Source organism: Uliginosibacterium sp. 31-16 (genome assembly GCF_030730865.1).
Taxonomy (GTDB): Bacteria; Pseudomonadota; Gammaproteobacteria; order Burkholderiales; family Rhodocyclaceae; genus Uliginosibacterium.
The window spans coordinates 589,477-613,287 of sequence record NZ_JAVALZ010000003.1 but is presented as its reverse complement, the minus strand read 5'-3'; the positions used below and the strand labels follow the sequence as shown (position 1 = coordinate 613,287).

At 60.5% G+C, this 23,811-nt stretch carries 21 protein-coding genes; 8 read left to right on the top strand and 13 right to left on the bottom strand.

Going from position 1 to position 23,811, the window contains the following annotated elements; all coding sequences use genetic code 11:
• Positions 1-48 precede the first annotated feature (48 nt).
• Positions 49-1,467, bottom strand: a complete 1,419-nt coding sequence (gene pntB / locus Q9Q94_RS14565; protein ID WP_305980836.1) for a Re/Si-specific NAD(P)(+) transhydrogenase subunit beta — start codon at positions 1,465-1,467, stop codon at positions 49-51.
• Positions 1,468-1,480: 13 nt separating this feature from the next.
• Positions 1,481-3,067: a Re/Si-specific NAD(P)(+) transhydrogenase subunit alpha gene (locus tag Q9Q94_RS14560; RefSeq protein ID WP_305980835.1), complete on the bottom strand. Its 1,587-nt coding sequence runs from the start codon at positions 3,065-3,067 to the stop codon at positions 1,481-1,483.
• Between the two features lie 449 nt (positions 3,068-3,516).
• Here Q9Q94_RS14560 and corA point away from each other — a divergent pair, with 449 nt between their 5' ends.
• The gene (gene corA / locus Q9Q94_RS14555; protein ID WP_305980834.1) at positions 3,517-4,620 is read left to right on the top strand and encodes a magnesium/cobalt transporter CorA; all 1,104 of its coding nucleotides are present in this window, start codon (positions 3,517-3,519) and stop codon (positions 4,618-4,620) included.
• Between the two features lie 71 nt (positions 4,621-4,691).
• Here the strand turns inward: corA and motD are convergent, their stop codons facing one another.
• The 3 genes from motD to Q9Q94_RS14540 all read right to left on the bottom strand — a co-directional run bounded on the left by motD (position 4,692) and on the right by Q9Q94_RS14540 (position 6,970).
• Entirely contained in the window at positions 4,692-5,573 is an 882-nt protein-coding gene (motD, locus tag Q9Q94_RS14550; protein WP_305980833.1) for a flagellar motor protein MotD, read from the bottom strand.
• Positions 5,574-5,701: 128 nt separating this feature from the next.
• Entirely contained in the window at positions 5,702-6,505 is an 804-nt protein-coding gene (dapB, locus tag Q9Q94_RS14545) for a 4-hydroxy-tetrahydrodipicolinate reductase (protein WP_305980832.1), read from the bottom strand.
• A gap of 51 nt (positions 6,506-6,556) precedes the next feature.
• Positions 6,557-6,970 (bottom strand): outer membrane protein assembly factor BamE, encoded by a 414-nt coding sequence (locus Q9Q94_RS14540; protein WP_305980831.1) that lies wholly within the window; start codon positions 6,968-6,970, stop codon positions 6,557-6,559.
• A 114-nt stretch (positions 6,971-7,084) separates the two neighbouring features.
• Between Q9Q94_RS14540 and fur the strand changes: the two genes are divergently transcribed.
• Positions 7,085-7,528 (top strand): ferric iron uptake transcriptional regulator, encoded by a 444-nt coding sequence (gene fur, locus Q9Q94_RS14535; protein WP_305980830.1) that lies wholly within the window; start codon positions 7,085-7,087, stop codon positions 7,526-7,528.
• A gap of 185 nt (positions 7,529-7,713) precedes the next feature.
• On the opposite strand, the gene Q9Q94_RS14530 is transcribed toward fur, so the two are convergent.
• The 5 genes from Q9Q94_RS14530 to Q9Q94_RS14510 form a co-directional block, all read right to left on the bottom strand.
• Positions 7,714-9,228, bottom strand: coding sequence for a UxaA family hydrolase (locus Q9Q94_RS14530; protein WP_305980829.1), 1,515 nt, complete (start codon positions 9,226-9,228; stop codon positions 7,714-7,716).
• A gap of 12 nt (positions 9,229-9,240) precedes the next feature.
• Positions 9,241-10,752: a tagaturonate reductase gene (locus tag Q9Q94_RS14525; protein WP_305980828.1), complete on the bottom strand. Its 1,512-nt coding sequence runs from the start codon at positions 10,750-10,752 to the stop codon at positions 9,241-9,243.
• A 274-nt stretch (positions 10,753-11,026) separates the two neighbouring features.
• Complete coding sequence (locus tag Q9Q94_RS14520) at positions 11,027-11,971, bottom strand: sugar kinase (RefSeq protein ID WP_305980827.1); 945 nt, start codon at positions 11,969-11,971, stop codon at positions 11,027-11,029.
• 175 nt (positions 11,972-12,146) lie between these two features.
• Positions 12,147-12,611: a tRNA (cytidine(34)-2'-O)-methyltransferase gene (locus Q9Q94_RS14515; protein WP_305980826.1), complete on the bottom strand. Its 465-nt coding sequence runs from the start codon at positions 12,609-12,611 to the stop codon at positions 12,147-12,149.
• A gap of 154 nt (positions 12,612-12,765) precedes the next feature.
• Positions 12,766-13,467 carry a ComF family protein gene (locus Q9Q94_RS14510; protein ID WP_305980932.1) on the bottom strand — a complete coding sequence of 234 codons (702 nt, stop codon included), beginning with the start codon at positions 13,465-13,467 and terminating at the stop codon, positions 12,766-12,768.
• A gap of 80 nt (positions 13,468-13,547) precedes the next feature.
• On the opposite strand from Q9Q94_RS14510, the gene bioB reads away from it, so the two are divergent.
• From bioB to Q9Q94_RS14495, 3 genes are all read left to right on the top strand, one after another.
• A complete protein-coding gene (gene bioB, locus Q9Q94_RS14505) occupies positions 13,548-14,540 on the top strand; it encodes a biotin synthase BioB (protein WP_305980825.1) in 993 nt (330 codons plus the stop codon).
• A 203-nt stretch (positions 14,541-14,743) separates the two neighbouring features.
• Positions 14,744-16,072: a citrate transporter gene (locus Q9Q94_RS14500; RefSeq protein ID WP_305980824.1), complete on the top strand. Its 1,329-nt coding sequence runs from the start codon at positions 14,744-14,746 to the stop codon at positions 16,070-16,072.
• 68 nt (positions 16,073-16,140) lie between these two features.
• A complete protein-coding gene (locus tag Q9Q94_RS14495) occupies positions 16,141-17,019 on the top strand; it encodes a methyltransferase domain-containing protein (RefSeq protein ID WP_305980823.1) in 879 nt (292 codons plus the stop codon).
• 25 nt (positions 17,020-17,044) lie between these two features.
• Here Q9Q94_RS14495 and Q9Q94_RS14490 read toward each other — a convergent pair whose 3' ends face one another.
• On the bottom strand, positions 17,045-19,834 hold the full coding sequence (locus Q9Q94_RS14490) for a CHASE domain-containing protein (RefSeq protein ID WP_305980822.1): 2,790 nt from the start codon (positions 19,832-19,834) through the stop codon (positions 17,045-17,047).
• A gap of 149 nt (positions 19,835-19,983) precedes the next feature.
• Between Q9Q94_RS14490 and Q9Q94_RS14485 the strand changes: the two genes are divergently transcribed.
• The 3 genes from Q9Q94_RS14485 (at position 19,984) to Q9Q94_RS14475 (ending at position 21,960) form a co-directional block, all read left to right on the top strand.
• Positions 19,984-20,481, top strand: a complete 498-nt coding sequence (locus tag Q9Q94_RS14485) for an O-acetyl-ADP-ribose deacetylase (RefSeq protein WP_305980821.1) — start codon at positions 19,984-19,986, stop codon at positions 20,479-20,481.
• Positions 20,478-21,122: a pyrimidine 5'-nucleotidase gene (locus Q9Q94_RS14480; protein ID WP_371929854.1), complete on the top strand. Its 645-nt coding sequence runs from the start codon at positions 20,478-20,480 to the stop codon at positions 21,120-21,122. Before Q9Q94_RS14485 ends, Q9Q94_RS14480 begins: the two co-directional genes overlap by 4 nt.
• Before the next feature lie 79 nt (positions 21,123-21,201).
• Complete coding sequence (locus Q9Q94_RS14475; RefSeq protein WP_305980820.1) at positions 21,202-21,960, top strand: DnaJ domain-containing protein; 759 nt, start codon at positions 21,202-21,204, stop codon at positions 21,958-21,960.
• On the opposite strand, the gene Q9Q94_RS14470 is transcribed toward Q9Q94_RS14475, so the two are convergent.
• Both Q9Q94_RS14470 and hemB read right to left on the bottom strand, forming a co-directional pair.
• Positions 21,954-22,475, bottom strand: a complete 522-nt coding sequence (locus Q9Q94_RS14470; RefSeq protein ID WP_305980819.1) for a GNAT family N-acetyltransferase — start codon at positions 22,473-22,475, stop codon at positions 21,954-21,956. The genes Q9Q94_RS14475 and Q9Q94_RS14470 overlap by 7 nt on opposite strands.
• Positions 22,468-23,484: a porphobilinogen synthase gene (gene hemB, locus Q9Q94_RS14465; RefSeq protein ID WP_305980818.1), complete on the bottom strand. Its 1,017-nt coding sequence runs from the start codon at positions 23,482-23,484 to the stop codon at positions 22,468-22,470. Before hemB ends, Q9Q94_RS14470 begins: the two co-directional genes overlap by 8 nt.
• Positions 23,485-23,811: the final 327 nt, after the last annotated feature.

Here is a 23,811-nt window from a genome sequence, read left to right as displayed (position 1 = left end):
CAGAAAGCCGGCACAAGGCCGGCTTTCTGCTGAACGGCAAAATGCGGATCAGGCCTTCAGGCTGACCAGCACTTCATCCAGCATCTTCTTGGCGTCGCCAAAGAGCATGCGGTTGTTGTCCTTGTAGAACAGCGGATTATCAACACCGGCATAACCGGAAGCCATCGAGCGCTTCATCACGATCGAGGTCCTGGCCTTCCAGACTTCGAGCACCGGCATGCCGGCGATCGGGCTGGCCGGATCTTCCTGAGCGGCCGGGTTCACGATGTCGTTGGCGCCGATCACCATGACCACGTCGGTCTCCGGGAAATCCTCGTTGATTTCATCCATTTCCATCACGATGTCGTAGGGCACCTTGGCTTCAGCCAGCAGCACGTTCATGTGGCCAGGCATGCGGCCCGCCACCGGATGGATGGCAAAGCGCACATTCACGCCTTTTTCACGCAGATAGGAGGTGATCTCGAACACCGTATGCTGGGCTTGCGCAACCGCCATGCCGTAGCCCGGCACGATCACCACGTTCTTGGCATCGCGCAGCATTTCGGCGGTTTCTGCAGCCAGAATCGGGCTGACTTCGCCAACCGGTTCGGCCGCAGCGCCCGCCGCCTTCGGCGCCGGGCTACCACCATCGGAGCCGAAACCACCCGCGATCACGCTGATGAAGTTGCGGTTCATGGCCGAACACATGATGTAGGACAGGATCGCACCAGAAGAGCCCACCAGCGCGCCGGTTACGATCAGGAGGTCATTGGACAGCATGAAACCGGTGGCCGCAGCCGCCCAGCCCGAGTAGCTGTTGAGCATCGAGACCACGACAGGCATATCGGCTCCGCCAATGGCCATGACCATGTGGATACCGAACAGCAAAGCAACCACGGTCATCACGATCAGCGGCAGCATGCCGGCATCCACCGTTTCGGCATGCAGGAAGGCGTAGCCGAAATAGATGACGATCAGGAGACCGATCAGGTTGATGAAGTGACGCCCCGGCAGCAGCATCGGCTTGCCGCCGATCTTGCCGGAGAGTTTGCCAAAAGCGATCACCGAGCCCGAGAAGGTCACCGCACCGATCAGGATGCCGACGTAGATCTCGATTTCATGAATGGCCTTCTCGGCGCCGGTAAAGGCAATCGAGGTATCGATGTAGCTCGCGAAACCGACCAGACAGGCAGCCAGACCGACAAGGCTGTGCATGAAGGCAACAAGTTCGGGCATCTGTGTCATCTTCACGACGCGCGCGAGATAGACACCGATCGCCCCGCCGATGACCATGGCGCCAACGATCCAGGGCAGGCCCAACGTCGCCACACGCGGGCCGAAAACGGTTGCCAGCACTGCAATGGTCATGCCGATCATGCCGTAGAGATTGCCGCGACGCGCGGTCTCCTGGTTGGACAAACCGCCCAGACACAGGATGAAAAGAATGGTCGCCCCGAGGTAGGAGACGGTAGCCAGACTTGCAGACATGTTTTTCTTCCCCTTACTTGCGGAACATTTCCAGCATGCGCTGGGTGACGGCGAAGCCGCCGAACATATTGATGGTAGCGAGCACGATGGAGCCGATGGCAAGCCAGCGGATCACTTCATCGGGACGGGCAACACTGCCAACTTCCGGGGGAGCAATCTGCACCAGCGCACCAATCGCGATGATGCTGCTGACCGCATTGGTCACGCTCATCAGCGGCGTGTGCAGCGCAGGTTTCACGTTCCACACCACCATGTAGCCGATGAAGCAGGCCAGCACGAAGACCGTAAAGTGACCAAGGAAAGCAGCCGGCGCAAAGGCCCCGACGAGCCAGAACAACGCACCGGCCACTGCAAACATGATTGCCATGCTCTTCGCCGACATCGGCTCGCTTGGCTCACCGTGTCCATGCGACGACTTTTTCGCCACAGGGGCCACAGCAGCAGGCTTGGCGGCCGCCGCCGGAATCTTCGGTGCAGGAGCCGGCCAGGTAATCTCGCCGTCCTTGATGACGGTCAGCCCACGGATCGCATCGTCTTCGAAATTGACGTTGATGAGGCCATCCTTGGTCTTGCACAACTCTTCAGTCAGACGGAACAGGTTGCTCGCGTACAGCGTGGAAGACTGCTTGGCCAGGCGGCTCACGAGATCGGTGTAACCAATGATGGTCACACCATGGCGCACCACGGCTTCACCTGGAACGGTGAGCTCGCAGTTACCGCCCTGCTCGGCCGCCATATCGACGATCACGCTGCCCGGCTTCATCGACTGCACCATTTCGGCGGTAATGAGCTTGGGGGCGGGCTTGCCCGGGATCAGCGCAGTGGTGATGATGATGTCGACTTCACGCGCCTGCTTGGCATACATCTCGCGCTGGGCCTGCTGAAAGCCTTCGGACATGACTTTGGCGTAACCGCCGCCGCCCGAGCCCTCTTCCTCATAATCTACCTTGACGAACTCGCCACCGAGCGATTTGACCTGATCAGCCACCTCCGCGCGAGTATCGTTGGCGCGCACAATGGCACCCAGACCCGCAGCCGTACCGATTGCTGCCAGACCGGCCACACCGGCACCGGCAATGAAGACCTTTGCCGGCGGTACCTTGCCGGCAGCGGTGATCTGGCCATTGAAGAAGCGGCCGAAACCATTCGCGGCCTCGATCACGGCACGATAGCCTGCCACACCGGCCTGCGAGGTCAGCGCATCCATCTTCTGTGCGCGCGAGAGCTGGCGCGGCAACGCGTCGATCGCCAGCACGGTGACTTTCTTTGCCGCCAGTTTCTGCATCAGTTCCGGGTTCTGGGCAGGCCAGATAAAGGAAATGAGGGTGCAGCCTTCGCGCATCAGCGCGACTTCTTCATCGCTCGGGGCGCGCACCTTGAAAATGATGTCAGCACCGGACCACAGCTTCGCTGCGTTCTCGGCAATCTCGGCACCCGCGGCACGGTAGGCATCATCACTGCAATTGGCCAGATCACCAGCGCCGGTTTCGACCGTAACCCTGAAACCCAGCTTGATCAGCTTTTCCACGACCTCGGGAACGGTCGCAACACGTTTCTCCCCCGAGAAAACCTCCCGAGGCACCCCTATAAGCAGTGACATTCTCTTTTCTCCATTACCGACGGTCTATCTAGATAGTAGAAAACAAACCCTGTGCACCGTCATCCGTTCGGGAGCACGACAATCCGCTCCATATCAGCTGTCTGCGCTCGTTTCAGCCTGTTGATCACCCACACAACGAACGCCTGCCGACGGCATCCGGCGGCAAACAGGTCTGCCCTCTTGATGGTGCTGCGGCGAGTCATGGCTGCTTCGGCAGCTGACAGGCTACGACATTCACGTTTTACAGAAGAAGTCCGGCATTGAGACTTTGCGAGGCCCACACTGTCATGCACACTCCACGTATTGCCTCTACCATTGCTGCGATCTGCAATTCTGCGCAATTTGCTGATCGCAAGCGGCTCTCCTTGTAAAATCGGTGCATCCCCCTGATGCCAGCAAGGCGGCAGGGCATGCATGATACTGTGGTCTGCCCATTTCTGGATGACGCTATGCACAAAGGTCGTGAACGCAAGGCCACACGGAACCGTACGTTTTATGCCTCCAAGGCCGGCCAGGCGCCGGGCAGCATCATTCATGTTGGCGAAATCAAGGTCGATCAGACCAGCTTCAGTCTCTTCGATTACAACGCCGACAGCCTGCGCGAAATCACCTTCGATACGCTTGAAGCCTCACGCCAGCATCAGCGTCAGCATCGGCTGATCTGGCTGAACGTGCATGGCGTACACGACCCGCGTGTGATGGAGGAAATCGGCAAACGCTTCAAGCTGCACCCACTGGTACTCGAAGATATCGCCAACACCCGCCAGCGCCCCAAGCTTGACGAGTACGAGGATTACGTCTTCATCGTGCTGCGCGCCTTTCGCTACGACAGCGTGCAGCACGACGCCTCATCCGACCAGATCAGCCTGGTGCTGGGACGGGACTTCGTTCTGAGCTTTCAGGAGCGTTCGTCAGGCCTGTTCGACCCGATCCGCAACCGCCTGCGCAAGGGCATCGGCAATCTGCGCTCAGCCGGCCCCGACGGCCTGCTGCACGCATTGATCGATGCTGTGGTTGACCAATATTTTGTGGTCGTAGAAGCCATGAGCATCGACGTCGAGGAGTTGGAGGAAAACCTCCTGGCTGGCGCAGATCGCCACAGCATTGAGGACATCAACCACTTCAAGCACGAAACCCTGGAGATCCGCCGTGCGGTCTGGCCATTGCGTGAAGTCCTCAACAGCGTTCAGCGCACGCCCACCGGCTTGCTCTTGCCGGAGACTCAACTGTATTTCCGTGACGTGTATGACCACACGGTCCATGTGATCGAACAGCTCGATTCGCTGCGCGAACTGATCGGCGGCTTGCTCGACATCTATCTGTCTTCAGTCAGCAACCGCCTGAATGCCGAGGTCCGCATGCTGACCGTGGTGACCACCGTCTTTGCCCCGGCCACCCTGCTGACCGGATTTTTCGGCATGAACTTCCACTACATTCCCTGGCTGGACGCACAGGATGGCTGGTTGCGCGTACTGGCCCTGATCGTTGCCGCCGGACTGGCCCTGATCATCGCCCTGTTCTGGCGGCGCTGGTGGGTACGCATCAATTCCTAGGTGACTGGAGAGCCGCATCCAGCGGCGCTCTCCAGCATGCATGCCCTGAAAGACCCATCACAGGCGGCTCTTCAGGGAGGTGTGGATTGCTCGTTACGTGGCACCAGACGAATGTTCTCCGGAATCCCCAGCGCACCGTCCACCGTACGCATCCGCGGATTGCTTTCAACTTCAGTGGTCGTCGACGGTGCACTGGCAATCTCTGGCGCCATCGATTCCACCTGGATGGTCACCCGCCGGTTGCGGGCTCGCCCCTCCGGGCTTGCATTGTCCGCCACCGGACGCTGATCGCTGTAGCCCGCCGCCGTCAGCCGTCCCGGCGCCACGCCGGACTCGACAAACAGACGCACGACTGAAGACGCCCGAGCGGAAGACAATTCCCAGTTGGAAGGAAAGTACGGCGTGCTGATGGGCAGAGTGTCGGTGTGTCCCTCGACCTTGATCGGAAAGTCTCCCCCCGCGATCACTTCGGCGACAGCACGCAAGGCCCGGTTCGCCTCCATGCCGAGCAAGGCTTCGCCTGGTTTGAACAGGGCACTGGCATTGATTTCAATCGAAATGCCGTTCACCCCTTCAGTCACCCGCACCTGGCCGCCCGCCACCAGGGGTTCCAGCACACGCTTCACATCCTCTGCCATGTTGCGCATTCTCTGACGGAATTCGGCGCGCCGGGCTTCTGCTTCAGGATTTGCTCTGGGTTGCTGCGTCACGATCTGGACGACTGGCGAGCCCGCAACCTGCACAGGGGTAAGCATCGCACTTCCCTGCTCATTGGATGCGCTGCGGAAGGCCTGCATCATCGAACTCGACAGGACACGGTACTTGCCTTCATTGACCGAACTGATTGCATACATCACCACAAAAAACGCGAACAGCAAGGTGATGAAATCCGCGTAGGACACCATCCAGCGTTCGTGGTTTTCATGTTCTTCTTCGTGGCGGCGGCGGGCCATGCGGGCTCCGGAAGATGGCGAAAGGGATAACTCTCCCGGAGTTTACGGACGAAAGCCGTCTTCTCTTGAGGCTCCCGCAAGCAAAACGGCCGGAAATCCGGCCGTCGGTGTCATCGATCTGTGCAGGCTTACTTCAGGCCGAGTACATCCTGCATGTCGTAGAGGCCGCTGGCTTTACCTTGCAGGAAGGCTGCAGCGCGCAAGGCTCCGGTGGCATAGGGCATGCGGCTGCTGGCCTTGTGCGAAATTTCCACACGCTCGCCCAGACCGCAGAACATCACCGTATGGTCGCCAATCACATCACCACCACGCACCGTGGCAAAGCCGATGGTTTCCGGCTTGCGCTCACCGGTCACCCCTTCACGGCCATACACGGCACATTCCCCAAGATCACGTCCAAGTGCATCCGCCACCACTTCGCCCATGCGCAAGGCGGTACCCGACGGTGCATCCACCTTGTATCGGTGATGGGCTTCAAACACCTCCACGTCGTAGCCGGAGGCCAGGATTTTTGCCGCCACATCCAGCAACTTGAATACGGCATTCACGCCGACCGACATGTTCGGCGCGAACATCACCGGAATCTCGCGCGCGGCTTCGCCGATCAGCGCCTTCTCTTCCGGACTGAAGCCCGTCGTACCGATCACGATGGCGCGCTTGAGGCGACGTGCAATGCGCAAATGCGCCAGCGTGCCTTCCGGGCGGGTGAAATCGATCAGACAATCGGCAACCGCCAGTGCGGCGTCTACATCGGCCGTAATTACCACCCCGCAGGCATTGCCAACCAGCTCTCCTGCGTCACGGCCGATGAAGGGGCTGTCGGCGCGATCCAGCGCAGCCGCAAACGTGACTTCGGGCAATTGCAGGGCGGCTTCGATGAGCATGCGCCCCATACGGCCGGAGGCTCCGGCAATGGCGACCTTGACAGTCATGGGTAATCCTCGGGGTTTAAACAGGGGCAGTAGCAGACCGCCCCGATGGAATCAGGGCTTGGCAGAAGCCGGTGTGGCAGCCGGGCCAGTAATGTCGATCACGCGCGGGGCAATCGGCACTTCACCCGCGCCGGCGACCACATCGCCCTCTACGCGCAAAAGCTTGTCATTGGCGAAGAACAGTGCAACCTTGCGACGTTCGGGTTCAGCGTAACCGACAGAGTGTTGATAGACATAGTCCCAACGGTCCGCATGGAACACATCAACCAGCAAAGGCGAGCCCATCACGAAACGGACCTGTTCGCGGCTCATGCCTGGCGACAGCTGCGAGAGCATTTCCTGGGTTATAGCGTTGCCCTGGCGCACATCAATGCGGTAAGGCTTGACCAGGTTGGTGAGCGTGTTGGAGGAGCAAGCAGTCAGCAGACAAACGGCTGCAGACAGAAAAACGGTACGCAAAACCATACGGACGGGCTCTCGTGACATCAACAATCGGGGGTGCGCACACCCGGACACGTTCCAAGACGAACGGCTGGACTATATCATACGGGCCCTAGCCCCACCCACCCGGAGACAGTGATGCCCCCACCGCAAAGCCTCAAGGAAACTGGCCTGAAGGTTACCCTGCCTCGCCTGAAGATTCTCGACCTGTTCCAGCGCACCTCCGAGCGCCACCTCTCCGCGGAAGACGTCTACCGTCTGCTGCTGGCCGAGGAGCTGGATGTAGGTCTCGCCACCATCTATCGGGTGCTGACCCAGTTCGAGCAGGCCGGCCTGCTCAAGCGCCATCATTTCGAAACCGGCAAGGCCGTCTTTGAACTCGACAAGGGCGACCACCACGACCACATCATGTGCGTCGACTGTGGCCGCGTGGAAGAATTTTTCGATCCCGAAATCGAGGCCCGTCAGAACGCCATTGCCGCCGAAAAAGGCTTCAAGGTGCGCGAACACGCCATGTATCTGTACGCCGAATGCATCAAGCCGGACTGCCCCAACAAGCAAGGCAAGAAAAAGCCGGAGTGAGCCGACTTCCGTGGACATGACAAAGCCGCCCGCAGGCGGCTTTGTCGTTTCAGGGGCGACCGGACTGAAGAGCGGCTACTGACGGAAGTTTTCAGCCCCTCTGCCCGCTCAGCCAATAGCGGCGGGCATCTTGCCGCATGAAGCCTGAAGAACGGCTCCACAAGCCGCTCTTCAGACCTGCCGTCTTACATTACGGCACCAATCATCCAGGGCAGGAACTCGTCGTTGCCGTAGCCAAGTTTCTCGCTCTGGGCTTTTTCGCCCGATGCGTAGCGGATGATCGCATCGAAGATGCGCTGGCTGATCTCGGTCATCGGCACCCCATCAAGCAGGTCGCCACAATTCACGTCCATGTCCTCGCGCTGGCGATTCCACAGGGCATTGTTGGTAGCGAGCTTGATCGTCGGCACGCCGGCACAGCCAAAGGCCGAACCACGCCCGGTGGTGAAGCAGATCAGCTGCGCACCACCGGCAGCCTGACCCGTTGCCGAAACCGGATCGTAGCCCGGGGTATCCATGTACACGAAGCCCTTGGCATCGATCTGCTCAGCGTACTCATACACGCCCTGCAGGGTCGTGGTGCCGCCCTTGGCAACAGCACCAAGCGACTTTTCAAGAATCGTGGTCAGCCCGCCCGCCTTGTTGCCGACCGAGGGATTGTTGTCCATCTCGCCGCCATTCACGCTGGTGTAGTGCTTCCACCATGCGATGCGGCCGATCAGCTTTTCGGCAATCGCCGGGTTCGCCGCACGACAGGTCAGCAGGTGCTCAGCACCGTAGATTTCAGGCGTTTCCGAAAGGATTGCCGTCGCACCATGCGCCACCAGCATATCCACCGCGCCACCGAGTGCCGGATTGGCGGTAATGCCGGAATAACCGTCCGAGCCACCGCAATTCAGGCCGATGGTCAGATGGCTGATCGGAGCCTCTTCGCGCTGGAAAGCATTGGCCTTGGGCAACATGGCTTCGACCAGTTCGATGCCCTTGGCAATGGCTTTCGAGGTGCCACCCAGCTCCTGGATGTTCACACTGCCGAGCATGCCTTCCGGGTAGATGCCGATCTGTTCGATCAGGGGTTGCACCTGGTTCATCTCGCAACCCAGCCCGACAAACAGCACACCAGCAAAATTCGGGTGCTGGGCATAGCCAAGCATGGTGCGCTTGAGTGCCAGCATGCCTTCACCCTGGCTGTTCATGCCACAGCCCAGCGGGTGCGGCATCGGCACCACGCCATCAATGTTCGGAAAGGCGGCCAGCCGATCACGACTGAAGTGGTTGGCAATCGCACGCACCACCGTTGCCGAACAGTTCACCGAAGCGATCACGCCGATATAGTTGCGCGTACCGACCTTGCCATTGGCACGTTTGAAACCCTTGAACATGGCGGGCTGAGCAAGCTTCGGCGGATCGAAACGGGCGGTCCCGATGGCGTAATCACGCTCGAAATCGGCTACCCCGAGGTTCTGCACATGGACGTGCTGGCCGGCAGCGATGTCGGCCTTGGCAAAACCGATGATCTGGTTGTAACGGCGCACCGGTGAGCCCGCCTTGATGTCGTGCGCAGCAACCTTGTGGCCAGGCGGCACAAGGTCGCGCACCGTACAGGTTTCACCAGGAATCGTGTTGCCCGGCATGAGCTGACGCGTGGCGATCACCACATCATCGTTGGCATGCAGGCGGATGGCGATGGAAGCATCCATATTCGTATCTCCTCAGGCCAGTTCGGCCATCGCGGCCTTCACACCGCGGGCCTTGATGGCAGTCAGTGCCGCAACAACCTGATCGGTCAGGCCAGCCACCGCGTTCAGATCTTCACCCCACAGCCGGACATCTCCCAGCATGGAGTGCACGCGGGCGCTCAGCGCTTCACCGGCCTGCCAGCCGCGCCAGGCTTCAGCAAGGGCCGCCAGCACATCGGCGTTGTCACGAATGGGGTAGTTTCCGGCTTCACGCTGACCGACAAATTCGCCCTGGGCGTCGAATTGGCCATGATAGAAATTCAGCAGCGCCGCCAGTGAGAAGGCCAGACCGGCCGGTGCCTTGCCGTGTGCCTTGGCGAAATCCTTCACTGTCGGCAACACTCGCACCTGCCACTTCGAAACCGAGTTCAGGGCAATCGAGATCAGCTCGTGACGGATGTGCGGATTGGCAAAACGCTCCATGATCGTGTCAGCGTAGGCCTTGCGCTCGGCATCGGGCAGCGGCACGAAGGGCACGATTTCCTCGAACATCACCTGCTTGAGGTACTTCGACACGACCGGGTCTTCGGTCATCTGCTGCACGGTATCCAGCCCGGCGCAATAGGACGCCAGCGAGGACGCCGTGTGTGCGCCGTTGAGAATGCGCACCTTGCGCGTGCGGTACGGTTGCAGGTCATCGGTCCACACCACATCCAGCCCGGCCTTGTGCAGCGGAATCTCTTCGGCCAGATGCGCCGGACCTTCAATCACCCACAGCAGGAAGGGTTCAGCGGCCACCAGCAGCTTGTCGGTATAACCCAGCTCGGTACACAGCGCCTCGGCCTCTGCCGCCGGGTAGCCCGGAACGATGCGGTCGACCAGCGTGTTGCAGAAATGGTTGTGCGCGTTAACCCACTCAACGAAGGCTGCCGGCAAACCCCAGGCCTGGGCATGCTGCAACACGGTGCTGCGCAGCTTGCTGCCGTTGGCTTCGATCAGCTCACAGGGCAGGAAGACAAGGCCGGTAGAGGCGCTGCCGCCGAGTTTCTGGAAGCGCGCCCACAGCAGACTGGCGACCTTGGCCGGGAAGTTGTCCGGACAGGCATTGCTCTGCGCTTCGGCCACATAGGCAATGCCGGCCTCGGTGGTGTTCGAGATCACGAAGCGCAAGCTGGGATCCTCGGCCAAGGCGATCATCTCGTCCCACTGGGCGTAGGGGTTCAGGCATTTGTCGACGCAGCTCACGATGCGACGCGAATCAACCGTCTGTCCGCCCTGCACACCCCGCAGCAGCACGGTAAACAGGCCATCCTGTGCATTGATCAGGTCTGCAATGCCGCGTGCCAGCGGCTGGGCAATGGTTACACGACCATTGAACAGACCCGCTCCATTGGTGACATCGATCAGCCAATCGGCAAAACCACGCAGGAAATTGCCGTCGCCGATCTGCAGGATGCGCACAGGCGCCTTCCCCGCGGCAGCGTCCAGCTTGAATTCGGCGCGCACCTTGGCAGTGGCGAGGGTCGAGCGATTGAGTACAGCCATGAACGAACTCCTGTCTGAAATGGAGCCACGCGGATCGGCCGAAGAAGCAAAGGCTAATACGCCTGACAAATCGGGAAAATTTGCCGCATACTAGATCAAGTTGCCTGACAACTCAAGAAGATGTAAACCCGGATTAGCTGCGCCAATCCTTGCATTTCATACCGCTAAAACCAGCATGAATTGGTGTGGAGAAGGCGAAAACAGGACGCAGGGCATGGCGCATGCACGCCGTTTCCCAGAGACCCGAGTTCGCCTCATGCAGCAGTTCTACAGTCTAGCCAAAGAAAAACACCGGCATCGCCGCCAGCGGAATGATCGCACCAGGATGCTGAACAACAATCGAAGCCAGCTTGTTGCCATAGCGTCCGGCAATTTCCGGCGGCTGACCAGCAAGGCGGGCGGCCAGATAACCACCAGCAAATGAATCCCCTGCTCCCGTGGTATCCACCACCTTTTCCACGCGGAAGGTCGGCACCATGATCGGTTCCTGACCATGCACACGAATCAGTGTCGGATCAGAACCGCGCTTGATCACCACCTCTTCACAGGGCAGCGAGTATGCATGCGCCAAGGCGGACTCTTCATCCAGACCATAGAGCGCTGCATTGTCCTCAAGCGTGATGAAAGTCAGGTCGGCATTGGCAAAAGCACGGTCGTACCACGCCTGGGTATTCGGATCGCCACGCCAGACGCGCGGGCGGTAGTTATTATCGAAAAAGACCTTGCCACCGCGTTTGCGCAGATGATCCGCCAGTTGAAAAAGCGTTTCCCGGCCGGAATCTGGCAGCACCGCAAGGCTGATTCCGCTGTAATAAAGCACATCAAGTTCGTCGATATGCTGTTCCAGCAGACTGTTGTGTTCCTGGCCAACGAAAAAGTCCTTGGCCGCACTCATGTCGCGCCAGTAGAAAAAAGTGCGCTCGCCCGAATCATCCACCTGGATGGTGTAGAGCCCGGGCATCTTGCCTTCCACCCTGCGCACCATGCGGGTATCAATCCCTTCTTTTTCCCAGGCTTCAACCATTTTGGCGCTGAAGGCATCGGTGCCCAGCTGGGTGGCGTAAGAAACCTGAATGCCGCTATCGGCCCCCAGACGTGCCAGATAGACAGCAGTATTCAGAGTGTCGCCACCGAAAGTCTGCTGCATCGTGCCAAACATCTCGCCACGCAGTTCAATCATGCACTCGCCAAAAAGGGCGACCCGACATTTTTTATTCATGTGTCCAGTTCCTGCAAAACAAGGGCCTGCGGCGCGGAAGACCCGCATCAGCCCGATGAAGTGTAATCAAGTTTTCCGACAGTTACCGCGCCGGTGCTCCGTCGCGATGACATAAATCAATCGATTTGGCGGTGTGCCATTGCAACAAACATGCCGATTCAGGCATTAATGACAGTCAGACTCCTCCGCTGAAGCCTTTCTGTCGCCAGGCTTCGTAGGCCAGAATGGCCACCGTATTCGACAGGTTGATGCTGCGAACGCCCGGTTGCATTGGCAAGCGCAACCTCTGCTGATCCGGAAATCCGGCCAAGACTTCAGGTGGCAAACCTGCGGATTCCGAGCCAAACACAAACACATCCTCTGGCAGAAATGCAACGGAATCGTAACGCACACCACCGCGCGTACTTACCGCAAAAAACCTCCGCCCGGCCAGCGCCACCTGACAACTCTGCCAATCCGGATGACGACTGACCACCGACAGTTCAGCGTAATCCATGCCAGCGCGAGCCAGCTGCTTGTGACTGAGATCAAACCCCAAAGGTTCAACCAGATGCAGATGTGCGCCGGTATTGGCGCACAAACGGATGATGTTGCCCGTATTCGGGGGAATCTCGGGTTTGTGCAGGACGATATGAAACATGCCGCAATTATCGCATCCCCGGGACTCACCGTGACGACCGCCGCGGCGGAGAATTCGGCGCCTCCGGCCCGGAGAAGGCACACCTGACAGCCGGGCACCGCAACCGAAACGGGCCGTTCATTTCCGTCGATACGCCGCACGCAGCATCCCGAGGCTATTTGCGGGGCACACGCAGGGTCCGCGCCAGCACGAGATTCGTCACCCGCACGGCACCACGCTGCTTGAGCGTGCGCGCCAGTTCATCAAGTGTCGCACCGCTGGTCATCACATCATCCAGCAGCACGACATGCTGGCCGCTGAAATCTTCCACACAGCGGAATATGCCACGCACGGCCCGACGGCGCTGCTTGCCACGCATGCCCGCAAATTTTGGCGTATCCACATCTCGCACAACAGCTTCCCGCCAGAGTGGCAAACCGCAGGTTTTCGCCACCCGGCGAGCCAGCTCGCCAGATTGATTAAACCCCCGCTCCGCCAGACGCCGCGGATGCAAGGGCGTAGGAATGATGCAGTCCGCCTTCAGCCCGTTCAGCGCCCCACTCATTGCCTGCCCCAGCCAGTCCAGCAACACGAAGCCCTGTCCATGCTTGAGCGCCAGCACCATTTCGCGTACCGGATGGGTGTAAACGAAGACCGCGCGGGTCGCATCAAAACAGGGCGGGCGACGCTGGCAGGCTCCGCAGAGCATACCTTCGACAGGGGCTGGCAGCGCGCATCTCGGGCAGACCGCCGCGGGAAGCCGCAGCAGTATTGGCTCACAGGCATGGCACACGGCAAAAGCGCCCGCCGCTTCGCCGCACACGAAGCATTCCCGCGGCCATGCGGTGCTGATGGCCGCATCCAGGACATACGCCAACGCATCGAAAATGCGGTTTGACAAGCTTTCAGCCTTTCCCGGATCATGCCCGGCTGTTTTCAAACTCCAGAGGTCGTTCCATGAATTCCTGCGTCAGCGCCGAGCAAGCCATCGCCTTCCACCGCCCGGCCGAAGTCCGCGAAGGGGAATGGAGCACCGACGCGGTTGCCGAGCTCTTCGAGCTGCCGTTCAGCGACCTGATCTTCCGCGCCCAGCAGGTGCATCGTAAGCATTTCGATGCCAATGCCGTACAGCGCTCCACCCTTCTGTCCATCAAGACCGGTGGCTGTTCCGAAGACTGCAGCTACTGCTCGCAATCCAAGCGCTACAAGACCGGCCTCGAAGCCGAGCCGCTGATGAGCCTCGACGAAGTGCTCAAGATGGCCCAGGCCGCCAAGGACAAGGGTGCCTCGCGCTTCTGCATGGGCGCAGCCTGGCGCAGCCCGAAGGAAAAGGATCTGGAGCCAGTACTGGAGATGGTGCGCGAGGTGAAGAAACTGGGGCTGGAAACCTGTGTGACGCTGGGCATGCTGAAAGACGGTCAGGCCGAGCGCCTCAAGGAGGCCGGGCTGGACTACTACAACCACAATCTCGACACCGCCCGCGAGTTCTACAGCGAGATCGTCACCACCCACACCATCGACGACCGGCTGGAGACCATCGACAAGGTGCGCAACCAGGGCATCAAGGTCTGCGCCGGCGGCATCGTCGGCCTGGGCGAAAACCGCCGCGCCCGCGCGGTGCTGATCGCCCAGCTCGCCAATCTGAACCCGGCGCCGGAGTCGGTGCCCATCAACGGTCTGGTGCCGATTGCCGGCACCCCGCTGGCCGAAGTGCCGGCGCTGGACCCGATCGAGTTCGTACGCACCATCGCCGTCGCGCGCATCACCATGCCGACGAGCCATGTGCGCCTGTCCGCCGGCCGCCAGCAGATGAGCGACGAAACCCAGGCCCTGTGTTATCTCGCCGGCGCCAATTCGATTTTCTCGGGAGACCGCCTGCTCACGACCGACAACCCGGATGCGGACCGTGACACCGAGCTCTTTGGCAAGCTGGGCATCACCTTGGTCTGAGGCATGGCAGCATTCCTGGTGACGCAGCAAAGCTCGCGCCAGAGCATGGGATAATGTCGCAAAGATGACAGACAGGCTGCGCCGCTGGCGTCAGCCTTTTCCACGAAAACCAGACAGGGCCTTGATCTGCGCGCAAGCAGCCCGCACAGGCCCGTCCTTTGCTCTTCTTCAGGCACCCTTCTTTCAAATCGCTCGCCATCACCATGAAACCGACACCTATGTTGCGCGCCGCTGCCCTGCTCTGCCTGCTTGCCGCCTCACCCGCTGCCTTTGCAGCCAGTGGCCCGGCCATTGCCGGCATCCCGCTGGAGTTTTTCATCTTTGCCTGCACGCTGCTTGGCGTGGCCCTGCTGCATAACAGCACCTTGCAGGTAGCGCTTACCGGCCTGATCACCGTCACCACCTACAAGCTGGTTTTCACCGGCTTCAAGTTCGGCACAGGTTTCGTGGGACTGGGCCTGCATCTGCAGCACGAGTGGGTCACGCTCGCCAACCTGCTGTGCCTGTTGATGGGCTTCGCTCTGCTAGCCCGTCACTTCGAGAAGAGCCATGTGCCGGTCGTGCTGCCAAAATATCTGCCGGACGACTGGAAAGGCGGCTTCATGATGCTGGTGATGGTCTTCGTGATCTCCAGCTTCCTCGACAACATTGCTGCCGCCCTGATTGGTGGCGCCATGGCGCATCAGCTGTTCAAGGGCAAGGTGCACATCGGCTACCTCGCAGCCATCGTTGCCGCCTCGAATGCCGGTGGCTCGGGCAGCGTGGTCGGTGACACCACCACCACCATGATGTGGATTGACGGCATCTCGCCCGCCGACGTGTTCCATGCTTACGCCGCAGCCGTGGTCGCACTGATTTTCTGTGGTTACTTTGCCGCCAAACAGCAGCACGCCTATTCGCCGATCCTCAAGAACACCCACGCCCACACGAAAATTGACTGGGCCCGGGTCGGCATCGTCGCAGCCATCCTCGTTCTCGCGATGGGCACCAACATCGTGGTGAACCTGAAGTTCGCCGACATTTCGGACAGTTTCCCCTTCATTGGCGCCGCCGTCTGGGTGGCAATCCTGATCACCATTCCAGTCCGCCGTCACGACTGGGAACTGATGCCGGAAACCTTCAAGGGCTCGATCTTCCTGCTTTCGCTGGTGGTGATAGCCTCGATGATGCCGGTGGAGAGTTTGCCGCCCGCTTCGTGGATGAGCGCGCTGGGTCTGGGCTTCGTCTCGGCCGTGTTTGACAACATCCCGCTGACGGCTTTGGCGATCCGCCAGGGCGGTTTCGACTGGGGCGTGCTGGCCTATTGCGTAGGCTTTGGTGGCTCGATGCTATGGTTCGGTTCCTCGGCCGGCGTGGCGCTGTCAAACATGTACCCGGAGGCCAAATCCGCCGGACAGTGGCTGCGCCACGGCTGGCATGTGGTACTGGCGTATGTGGTCGGCTTCGCGGTGATGATGGCCGTAGTTGGCTGGCATCCGCACGCACCGCACAAGGCAACGGGCGAAGCTCCGGCAGCAAGCTCCGCACACTGAGCGATCCTGATCTACACTCCGGGCGGACATCCAGAGATGCCCGCCCTTTTCTCATCTGACCTGCGCCCATGCCCGACGCCAAGGACTTTCAGCTCGACCACGCCCTCGTCCGCCGCCGCTTTGCGTCTCGCGCGGCCAGTGTCGCCAAGGCCGATTTCCTGGCACGCGAGGTCAGCAGCCGGATGGCTGAGCGGCTGGATTACATCCGCCTCGAACCGCGGCGCATCCTGGATCTGGGCTGCGGTCATGGCGCTGATCTGCCCATGCTTGCCGCACGCTATCCACAGGCAACCCATATCGGGCTGGATTTCGCCCTGCCCCTGCTGAAGCAGGCCCAGCCAGAGCGCAGTTTCATGCAACGCCTGCTGGGTCAGAAACCGGGGCCGCAACTCGTCTGCGCCGACGCCCATCAGTTGCCGCTGGCGCGTGGCAGTGTGCAACTGGTGTGGAGCAACCTCCTGTTGAACTGGCTGACCGACCCGCTGCCGGCGATCCGCGAATGCCATCGGGTGCTGGAAGTCGGCGGACTGCTGATGTTCGCGACCCTCGGGCCGGACACCCTGAAGGAATTGCGCGCCATCCTGCCCGGGCACGCGGGCGAACGCGTGCATCGCTTCATCGACATGCACGACATCGGCGATTGTCTCGTTCAGGCCGGCTTTGCCGACCCGGTCATGGACATGCAGACGATCACCCTGACCTACACCGGCATCGACCCGCTGATCCGCGACCTGCGGGCCTCTGCGAGCAGCAATGCTGCGAAGGCGCGTCCAGCGGGGCTCTCCGGCAAGGCAGGCTGGAGATCCGCGCGGGATGCGGCTCTTCAGGCACAGGTCGACGGGCGCCTGCCCGCGACGTTTGAACTCGTGTTTGGTCACGCCTGGAAAGTTGCACCGAAACAGATTGAAGACGGGCGTGCAGTCATCCAGTTCCGGAATCGCCAGTAGCCCGCTGCAGCAAGCGCCTTGCCACTCAAGGCTCGCGACTGGCCTCATCCACACACACAGCGTTGCGCCCACCGTCTTTCGCCGCATACATGGCCCGGTCCGCGCGTACCAGCACCGTTTCCATATCCTCCTGCTGCCCCCGGAACACCGCCACACCGATGCTGGATGAACAATGCCAGTCGGCCGGCATGCTGCCCCGCAGCTTGTACGGAAGATTCAGGGCCTGGCGCAGTTTCTCGGCAATGCTCAGCACGGTTTCCAGCGCGGCATCCAGCTCGTCGTCCACATCATCCAGCAGCACCACGAATTCATCACCGCCAAAGCGCGCCACCGTATCGCCTTCACGCACATTGGTGGCCAGACGATCGGCCACCAGCTCAAGCAGGCGGTCGCCCTCCGCGTGCCCCAGCTTGTCGTTCACTTCCTTGAAACGATCCAGATCAATGTAGAGCACCGCGCCGAACTTGCGATTGCGACTGCTCTTGGCAAAGGCATGGCCGAGACGATCGGTAAAGAGTCGCCGGTTGGCCAGCCCGGTCAGCGGATCGTAGAAGGCCAGATTGTTGATCTCGCTCTGATGCTGCACCTGGCGACTGATGTCGGATGAAGTGCCAACATAATTTGTGGTTCGCCCGGCATCGTTCTTTACCGCCGTGATGGTCAGCCACACCGGGTAGATCTGCCCATCCTTGCTGCGGTTCCAGACCTGTCCTTGCCAGTAACCATCGGCCAGAATGGTCTCCCACATGGCAACATAAAAGTCATGATCGTGCCGTCCGGAATGCAGGATGTGCAGCGTTTTGCCAAGCACTTCTTCCGGCGCATAGCCAGTCAGCTCGACAAAGGCGCGATTCACCCGGATGACAACACCTTCGGCATCCGTCACGACCACGCTTTCACGCGACTCAAAGGCCACCGCAGCAATACGCCGCTCCTGCTCGTTGCGTTTGCGCTCGGAGATGTTGCGTGTGACTCCGCGCATGCACAGGCGCCCGCCTTCATCGTCGTAGAAGAAACAGCTGACGACCTCGGTGCTCACCACACTGCCATCCTTGCACGGCTGTTCGATCTCATCGACGTAGTAGCGCCCTGCCGGCACTTCGCCCTTGCGAAAAGCCTCGGCCCGCTCCTGCACCAGAAAATCGAGATGGGCCGCAGTCTCCGGCACCAGCGAATTCCGGAGATCGGCACCCACGACTTCATCGACACGGTATCCACGCAGTTGCTGGATCGATGGGCTGCAATAGGTAAAGCAGCGGCTTTCAACATCGAGAATCCAGACCACATCCTGCATGGTCTCGGTCAGCGTGCGATACAGATGCTCGGAACGTTTCAGCCGTTGCTCGGCATTATGTCGTTCGCTCAGATCAATGATCACACCGACCATGCCCCGCGTCACGCCATCCCGATCAAGCAGGCGCCGCGCCGACAGGAAGGCCCAGAATTCACGGCCATCACTACGGCAATAGCGTCGCTCGATGTTGACGGTCCCCACCCCACAGCCGAGCAGATCGCTCACCCGGTGCTGTACCGGCTCACGCTCGGCCGCCGGAACCAGACTCTCATACGGCAGGCCCAGCAGGTTCTCGCAGCTGCAGGCAAACATTTCGGCCATGTGCTGATTGGTGCGAACGATCACCCCACGCGTGTCCACCAGAAAGATCCCCGCTCCGGAAGTGTCGAATACCGCCTGCAGTTCGTCCTGACTCAGGCGCAGCAGGCGATGCGCCTCCGCGGTCTGGGCCAGTGCAGCAGAAACCCGGGTATGGCTGTTGAGCAGGAAGCCGGCCAGCAAGGCCAGCAGGATGCTGGCCAGACTGCCCGCGATCAGGAAGCCACGACCACGCGCACCTTCCAGAGCGCCCGGAGCACGAGGCAAGGTATACGCGTGCAAGGACCAGGGCTGACCGGCCAGTTGCAGCGGATGGCGGACCTCCTGCGCAACCGCTTTGCCCGGTAGGGGCTCCGAGCGAAACAGCAGATGCTCCGGTGCCTCCCGCTCACCGTCATACAAAGCCAGGCCAATCCGCCCGCGCAATTCGGGGAAATTGCGCGCCAGCACCCCACCCAGCAAATCACGCATGCGCAGAGGCGCAAACGCCCAGCCAATGAGACGCTCGCGCCGCTGCTCCAGCGACTCGCCACCCTCTCCGTCCCGATAGACCGGCACGTAAAGCAGCGCTCCAGCCTGCACATCCGCCTCGGTTTCCTGCATCAGACGGACCTTGCCCGACAAGGCAGGCAAGCCAGTATCACGCGCCCGCAGCATGGCTTGTCGACGCACCGGCTCGGCAAACATGTCGTAACCGTAGGCGCGCTGATTACGCCAGTCAAACGGCTCCAGATATGAAATTGCGCTGTACGCCTCGAGCGCGCCAACCGGGTTCAGCACATAATCCTCGGAGCCCCGGGCACGCATTTCCCGCTGGTGTGCCTCCATCTCGGACTTCGACAACAGCCGGGCAAACCCCACGCCCTGGATTCCGGGGTAACGCATATCCAGTCGCAACGTTGCTACGTAACGCTGGTATTCACGACGGTCTATATCCCGGTTAACCGCAAACAGCCCGGCAACCCCACGCAAGACCTGCCCCGTCGCAGTCAGATGACTATCCAGAGCCTCTGCAACCTTGCTGACCTGAAACTCGAAAGCAGCCTGTTCGCGCTCCCGGATCTGCTGCTGCACGACCGACCAGACCAGCAGCGTGACCGTAATGCCCAGACCAAAAATCAGCAATGGCACCCAGGCGCGCAAGCGCGCCAGCAAACGTGGCCCATGCATGCACCAGGAAATGCCGGTAAAAGGGTTGCGCATCGAGAGCGGTCCGGAGCTTGCCACCCGGTTTTGTGGCATAAGGTTCAGGCAACTCTCAGCCTAGTTTCCGGCGCAGCCGCCCGCCGCCCGCAAAACCCGATCGGGCAAGGCAGGTACAATCATTCGTCTCCTGTTCCAGTCCGGCATTCATGCTTCTGTACGCCCTGCACGCCGACATAACCACCCTGTCCGTGTCTGCCATCGTCAATGCGGCCAAGCCCAGCCTGCTTGGCGGCGGTGGTGTGGATGGCGCCATTCACCGTGCTGCCGGCCCCCAATTGCTGGCTGAATGCCGCACCCTGAACGCTTGTCCCACAGGGGAAGCCAGACTCACGGCGGGCTATCAGCTGCCTGCACAGCATGTCATTCACACAGTTGGGCCGATCTGGCATGGGGGCAGACACAACGAAGCGGCCTTGCTGGCCGCCTGCTATCGCAACAGTTTGTTGCTGGCACAGGCTCATAACCTGAGCAGCATTGCGTTTCCGGCCATCAGCACGGGCGTTTACGGCTATCCTCAGGACATGGCGGCACGGGTCGCCATCCGTTCCGTACGCGATACTCTGGAGGCCTGCCCGGCAATCCAGGAAGTGATCTTCTGCTGCTTCTCGGCCACTGATCTGGCCCTATACGAAAGCCTGCTGTGAAACCGATCTGGCTGTTTGACCTCGATAACACACTGCACAATGCGGGCGTGCATATCTTTCCGCACATCAACCGGGCCATGACGGCCTATCTCGCCGAGCACCTGCAACTCAGCATCGAAGAAGCCGGCGCGCTGCGCATGCGTTACTGGCGCCAGTATGGCGCGACACTGCGTGGCATGGTACGCAACCACGGCACCAAGCCTGCCCATTTCCTGCATGCCACCCACCAGTTTGAGAATCTGGCAGGGATGGTGGTTTTTGACCGGATGCTCCTCACTCACCTGCGCCATCTGCCAGGACAAAAGTACATTTTCTCCAACGCTCCTCGCCAGTATGTCGACGAAATCCTGCGCCTGACCGGGCTGGATCGGGTCATGGACGGGAGCTTTGCTGTCGAAGACCTGGCTTACCATCCGAAACCACAGATCCGGGCGTATCGCAGCGTGTTGCGAAAGCTGAAAGTCCCAGCCCGCCGCTGCATCATGGTCGAAGATACGGCCGAAAACCTGCGTCCAGCCAAAAAACTGGGCATGCGCACAGTACTGATCGGCCGTGCGCTCAAAAAACCACAGTGGGTGGACAAACGCCTCCTGTCGGCGCGCCGGCTCAGGTCATTCGGCTACAATCCCACTGGCCGTTGAAATCCGGCAATCCGATGAGCGGCACGACAATCCGGACACGCCGCCTCGTTCATCCTTCAGCACACGTCACAACACAGCCATGGCACAAACTCTTTACGACCTGCTCGAGCTCAGCCCGCAAGCCTCCGAAGATGCCATCAAGGCTGCCTACGAAAGACTCAAGAACAATTATCTTGATGGCAAGCTGAAATCTGGCCAGCTGGATCCGGATACCCAGTTCAACTTGATCAAGGATGCTTATCTCACCCTTTCAAAGCCGGCTTTGCGGGAAAAATACGATGCTCGCCTTAACCCACCCTCCGTCAACGAGCCTGTCATCGTGTACGCCGAAGCCGAATCCTCGCACTTCCTCAGGTATGGCTGGAAATGGGCGCTGGTGATCATCCTGGCCTTTGGAACAGGGTTGTATTTCCGCGCCCAGCACAAGATGGAAACCGAGCGTTTGCGCCTGATTGCCGAGGCTCAAAAACTGCAGCAAGAAGAAGCCGAACGGATCAAGGCAGCTCAGGAGGCGCAGGAAGAACGACAGCGGATCCGCGAAGCCGAGAACCGGGAGCGCCAGGAAAAAGCGGAAGCCGCACGCATGAGTGCAAATCTTTCCTACGAAAGCGAACGGATCAATCGTGATCTGGCAACAGCCTCACGCCAGGCTCAGCGCGAAGACGACAGACTGCGCCAGCAAAACGAATACCGTGCCCGTCAGGAAGAAAGCCAGCGCCGGCAAGAAGCCGCCGAGGCGCAGCGCCGGATCGAACGGGAGCGGGCCATGGCCCGGCAGCTGGAGTACGAAAATCGCTCAGGCTCAACCCGGGCAGGCGGAATCTCTTCGCGTCACTGATTCAGGTCCGTGCGGGCAGCACTATCTCGGAGATCTAGTTCCCGTCGCATCAGCACCGCGTCACCATACGCCGGATGGAGTCGCGCCTGCGGCAACTCGACAAAACCCTTGCGCAGCCAGAAGACCCGCGCCGCACCTACCGCTACAAGCTGCATGTCTGCCAAGCCAGCATTGACGGCACTCTCCAGCACGGCATCGTGAAGACGCCCGCCAGCAGCCCGTCTCCGGGATGCCTGGCATACCGCAAGATCATGCAGAAAAACATGATCAGGCGGGCGTGACGGAGGTAGCGGCACATGCAGAGGCGGCGGCTCTCCGCTCCAGGGATGGGCAAAGACATAGCCCAGCAGCTCGCCAACGCACTCAGCAACAAAACAATGCGCGTGCCCTGCCCGCAGGCGACTGGCCAGAGCCTCAAGCGGCTCGTGATAATCCGCCGGATGCGCGCGGCACTGCAAGGCAAAAACGCCCGGCAGATCAGCCAGGCGCATCGCCCGGATCAGCAGCTCAGGCATCGCGCTTGAGGATGCGCGCGGCTTCCAACGCGTAGTAAGTCAGGATGCCATCGGCTCCGGCACGCTTGAACGCCAGCAAGGACTCCATGAATACAGCCTCTTCGTTGAGCCAGCCGTTCGCCGCCGCGGCCTTGAGCATCGCGTATTCACCACTGACCTGATACACAAAAGTCGGCACCGCCAGCTCGCTCTTCACGCGACGCACGATATCCAGATACGGCATGCCGGGCTTGACCATGAACATGTCAGCGCCCTCGGCAATATCCAGTTCCACTTCACGCAGCGCCTCATCGGAATTAGCCGGGTCCATCTGGTAGCTGTATTTATTGCCCTTGCCCAGATTGCCCGCCGAACCAACCGCGTCACGGAACGGGCCGTAAAAGCTCGATGCGTACTTCGCCGAGTAGGCCAGGATGCGCGTATGGATGTGGCCAGCGGCTTCCAGTGCGGCGCGGATACGCCCCACGCGACCATCCATCATGTCCGATGGCGCTACTACGTCAGCCCCGGCTGCAGCGTGACACAAGGCCTGTTTCTCCAGCACCACCAGCGTTTCGTCATTGAGCACGTAGCCCGTCGCATCGATCAGGCCATCCTGGCCGTGGCTGGTGTAGGGGTCGAGCGCCACATCGGTGACCACGCCAAGTTCCGGAAAGCGGGCTTTCAATGCGCGGACCACACGCGGAACGAGGCCATCCGGGTTCCAGGCCTCCTCGGCCCCTTCGCTCTTGCCGGACTCGATCACCGGGAACAATGCCAGTGCCGGAACGCCCAGCGCCACAGCCTCTTCAGCCACTTCCAGCAGCTTGTCCAGCGATACCCGCGATACGCCAGGCATCGAAGTGACCGGCTCGACCCGACCCGTGCCTTCTAGCACGAACACCGGGTAAATCAGATCATCGGCCGACAGGCGCGATTCACGCATCAGGCGGCGGGAGAACTCGTCACGACGCATGCGGCGCGGACGGTTGGCGGGAAAACGGGCAAACGACAAGGGCTTCTGACTCATTTCTGGCTCTCGCTCACGAAGCAAAGGGGTTCCTGCTGAGAAAGGTTTTACACATCCTTACAAACCAAACCTAAACTTTTCCGGCGCATCGTCGTCAATAGCTACAGACGGTGCGAACCGTCACCCGCTTCACCTCCCTGAGCGGGTACCTGTATGAACTCCCCCGGGTCATTCAGGTCATTCCAACCCCGGTGTGTCCCCTCGCACCGGGGTTTATTTTTATCTCCCCTCACGAAGACCGGCATCCAACCTAATTCTTCAGACAGATGCCACGAAGACGGGCGTCAAACAAGGCACTCCGGGCACCCCTCATGCGGAGCAAGCGCC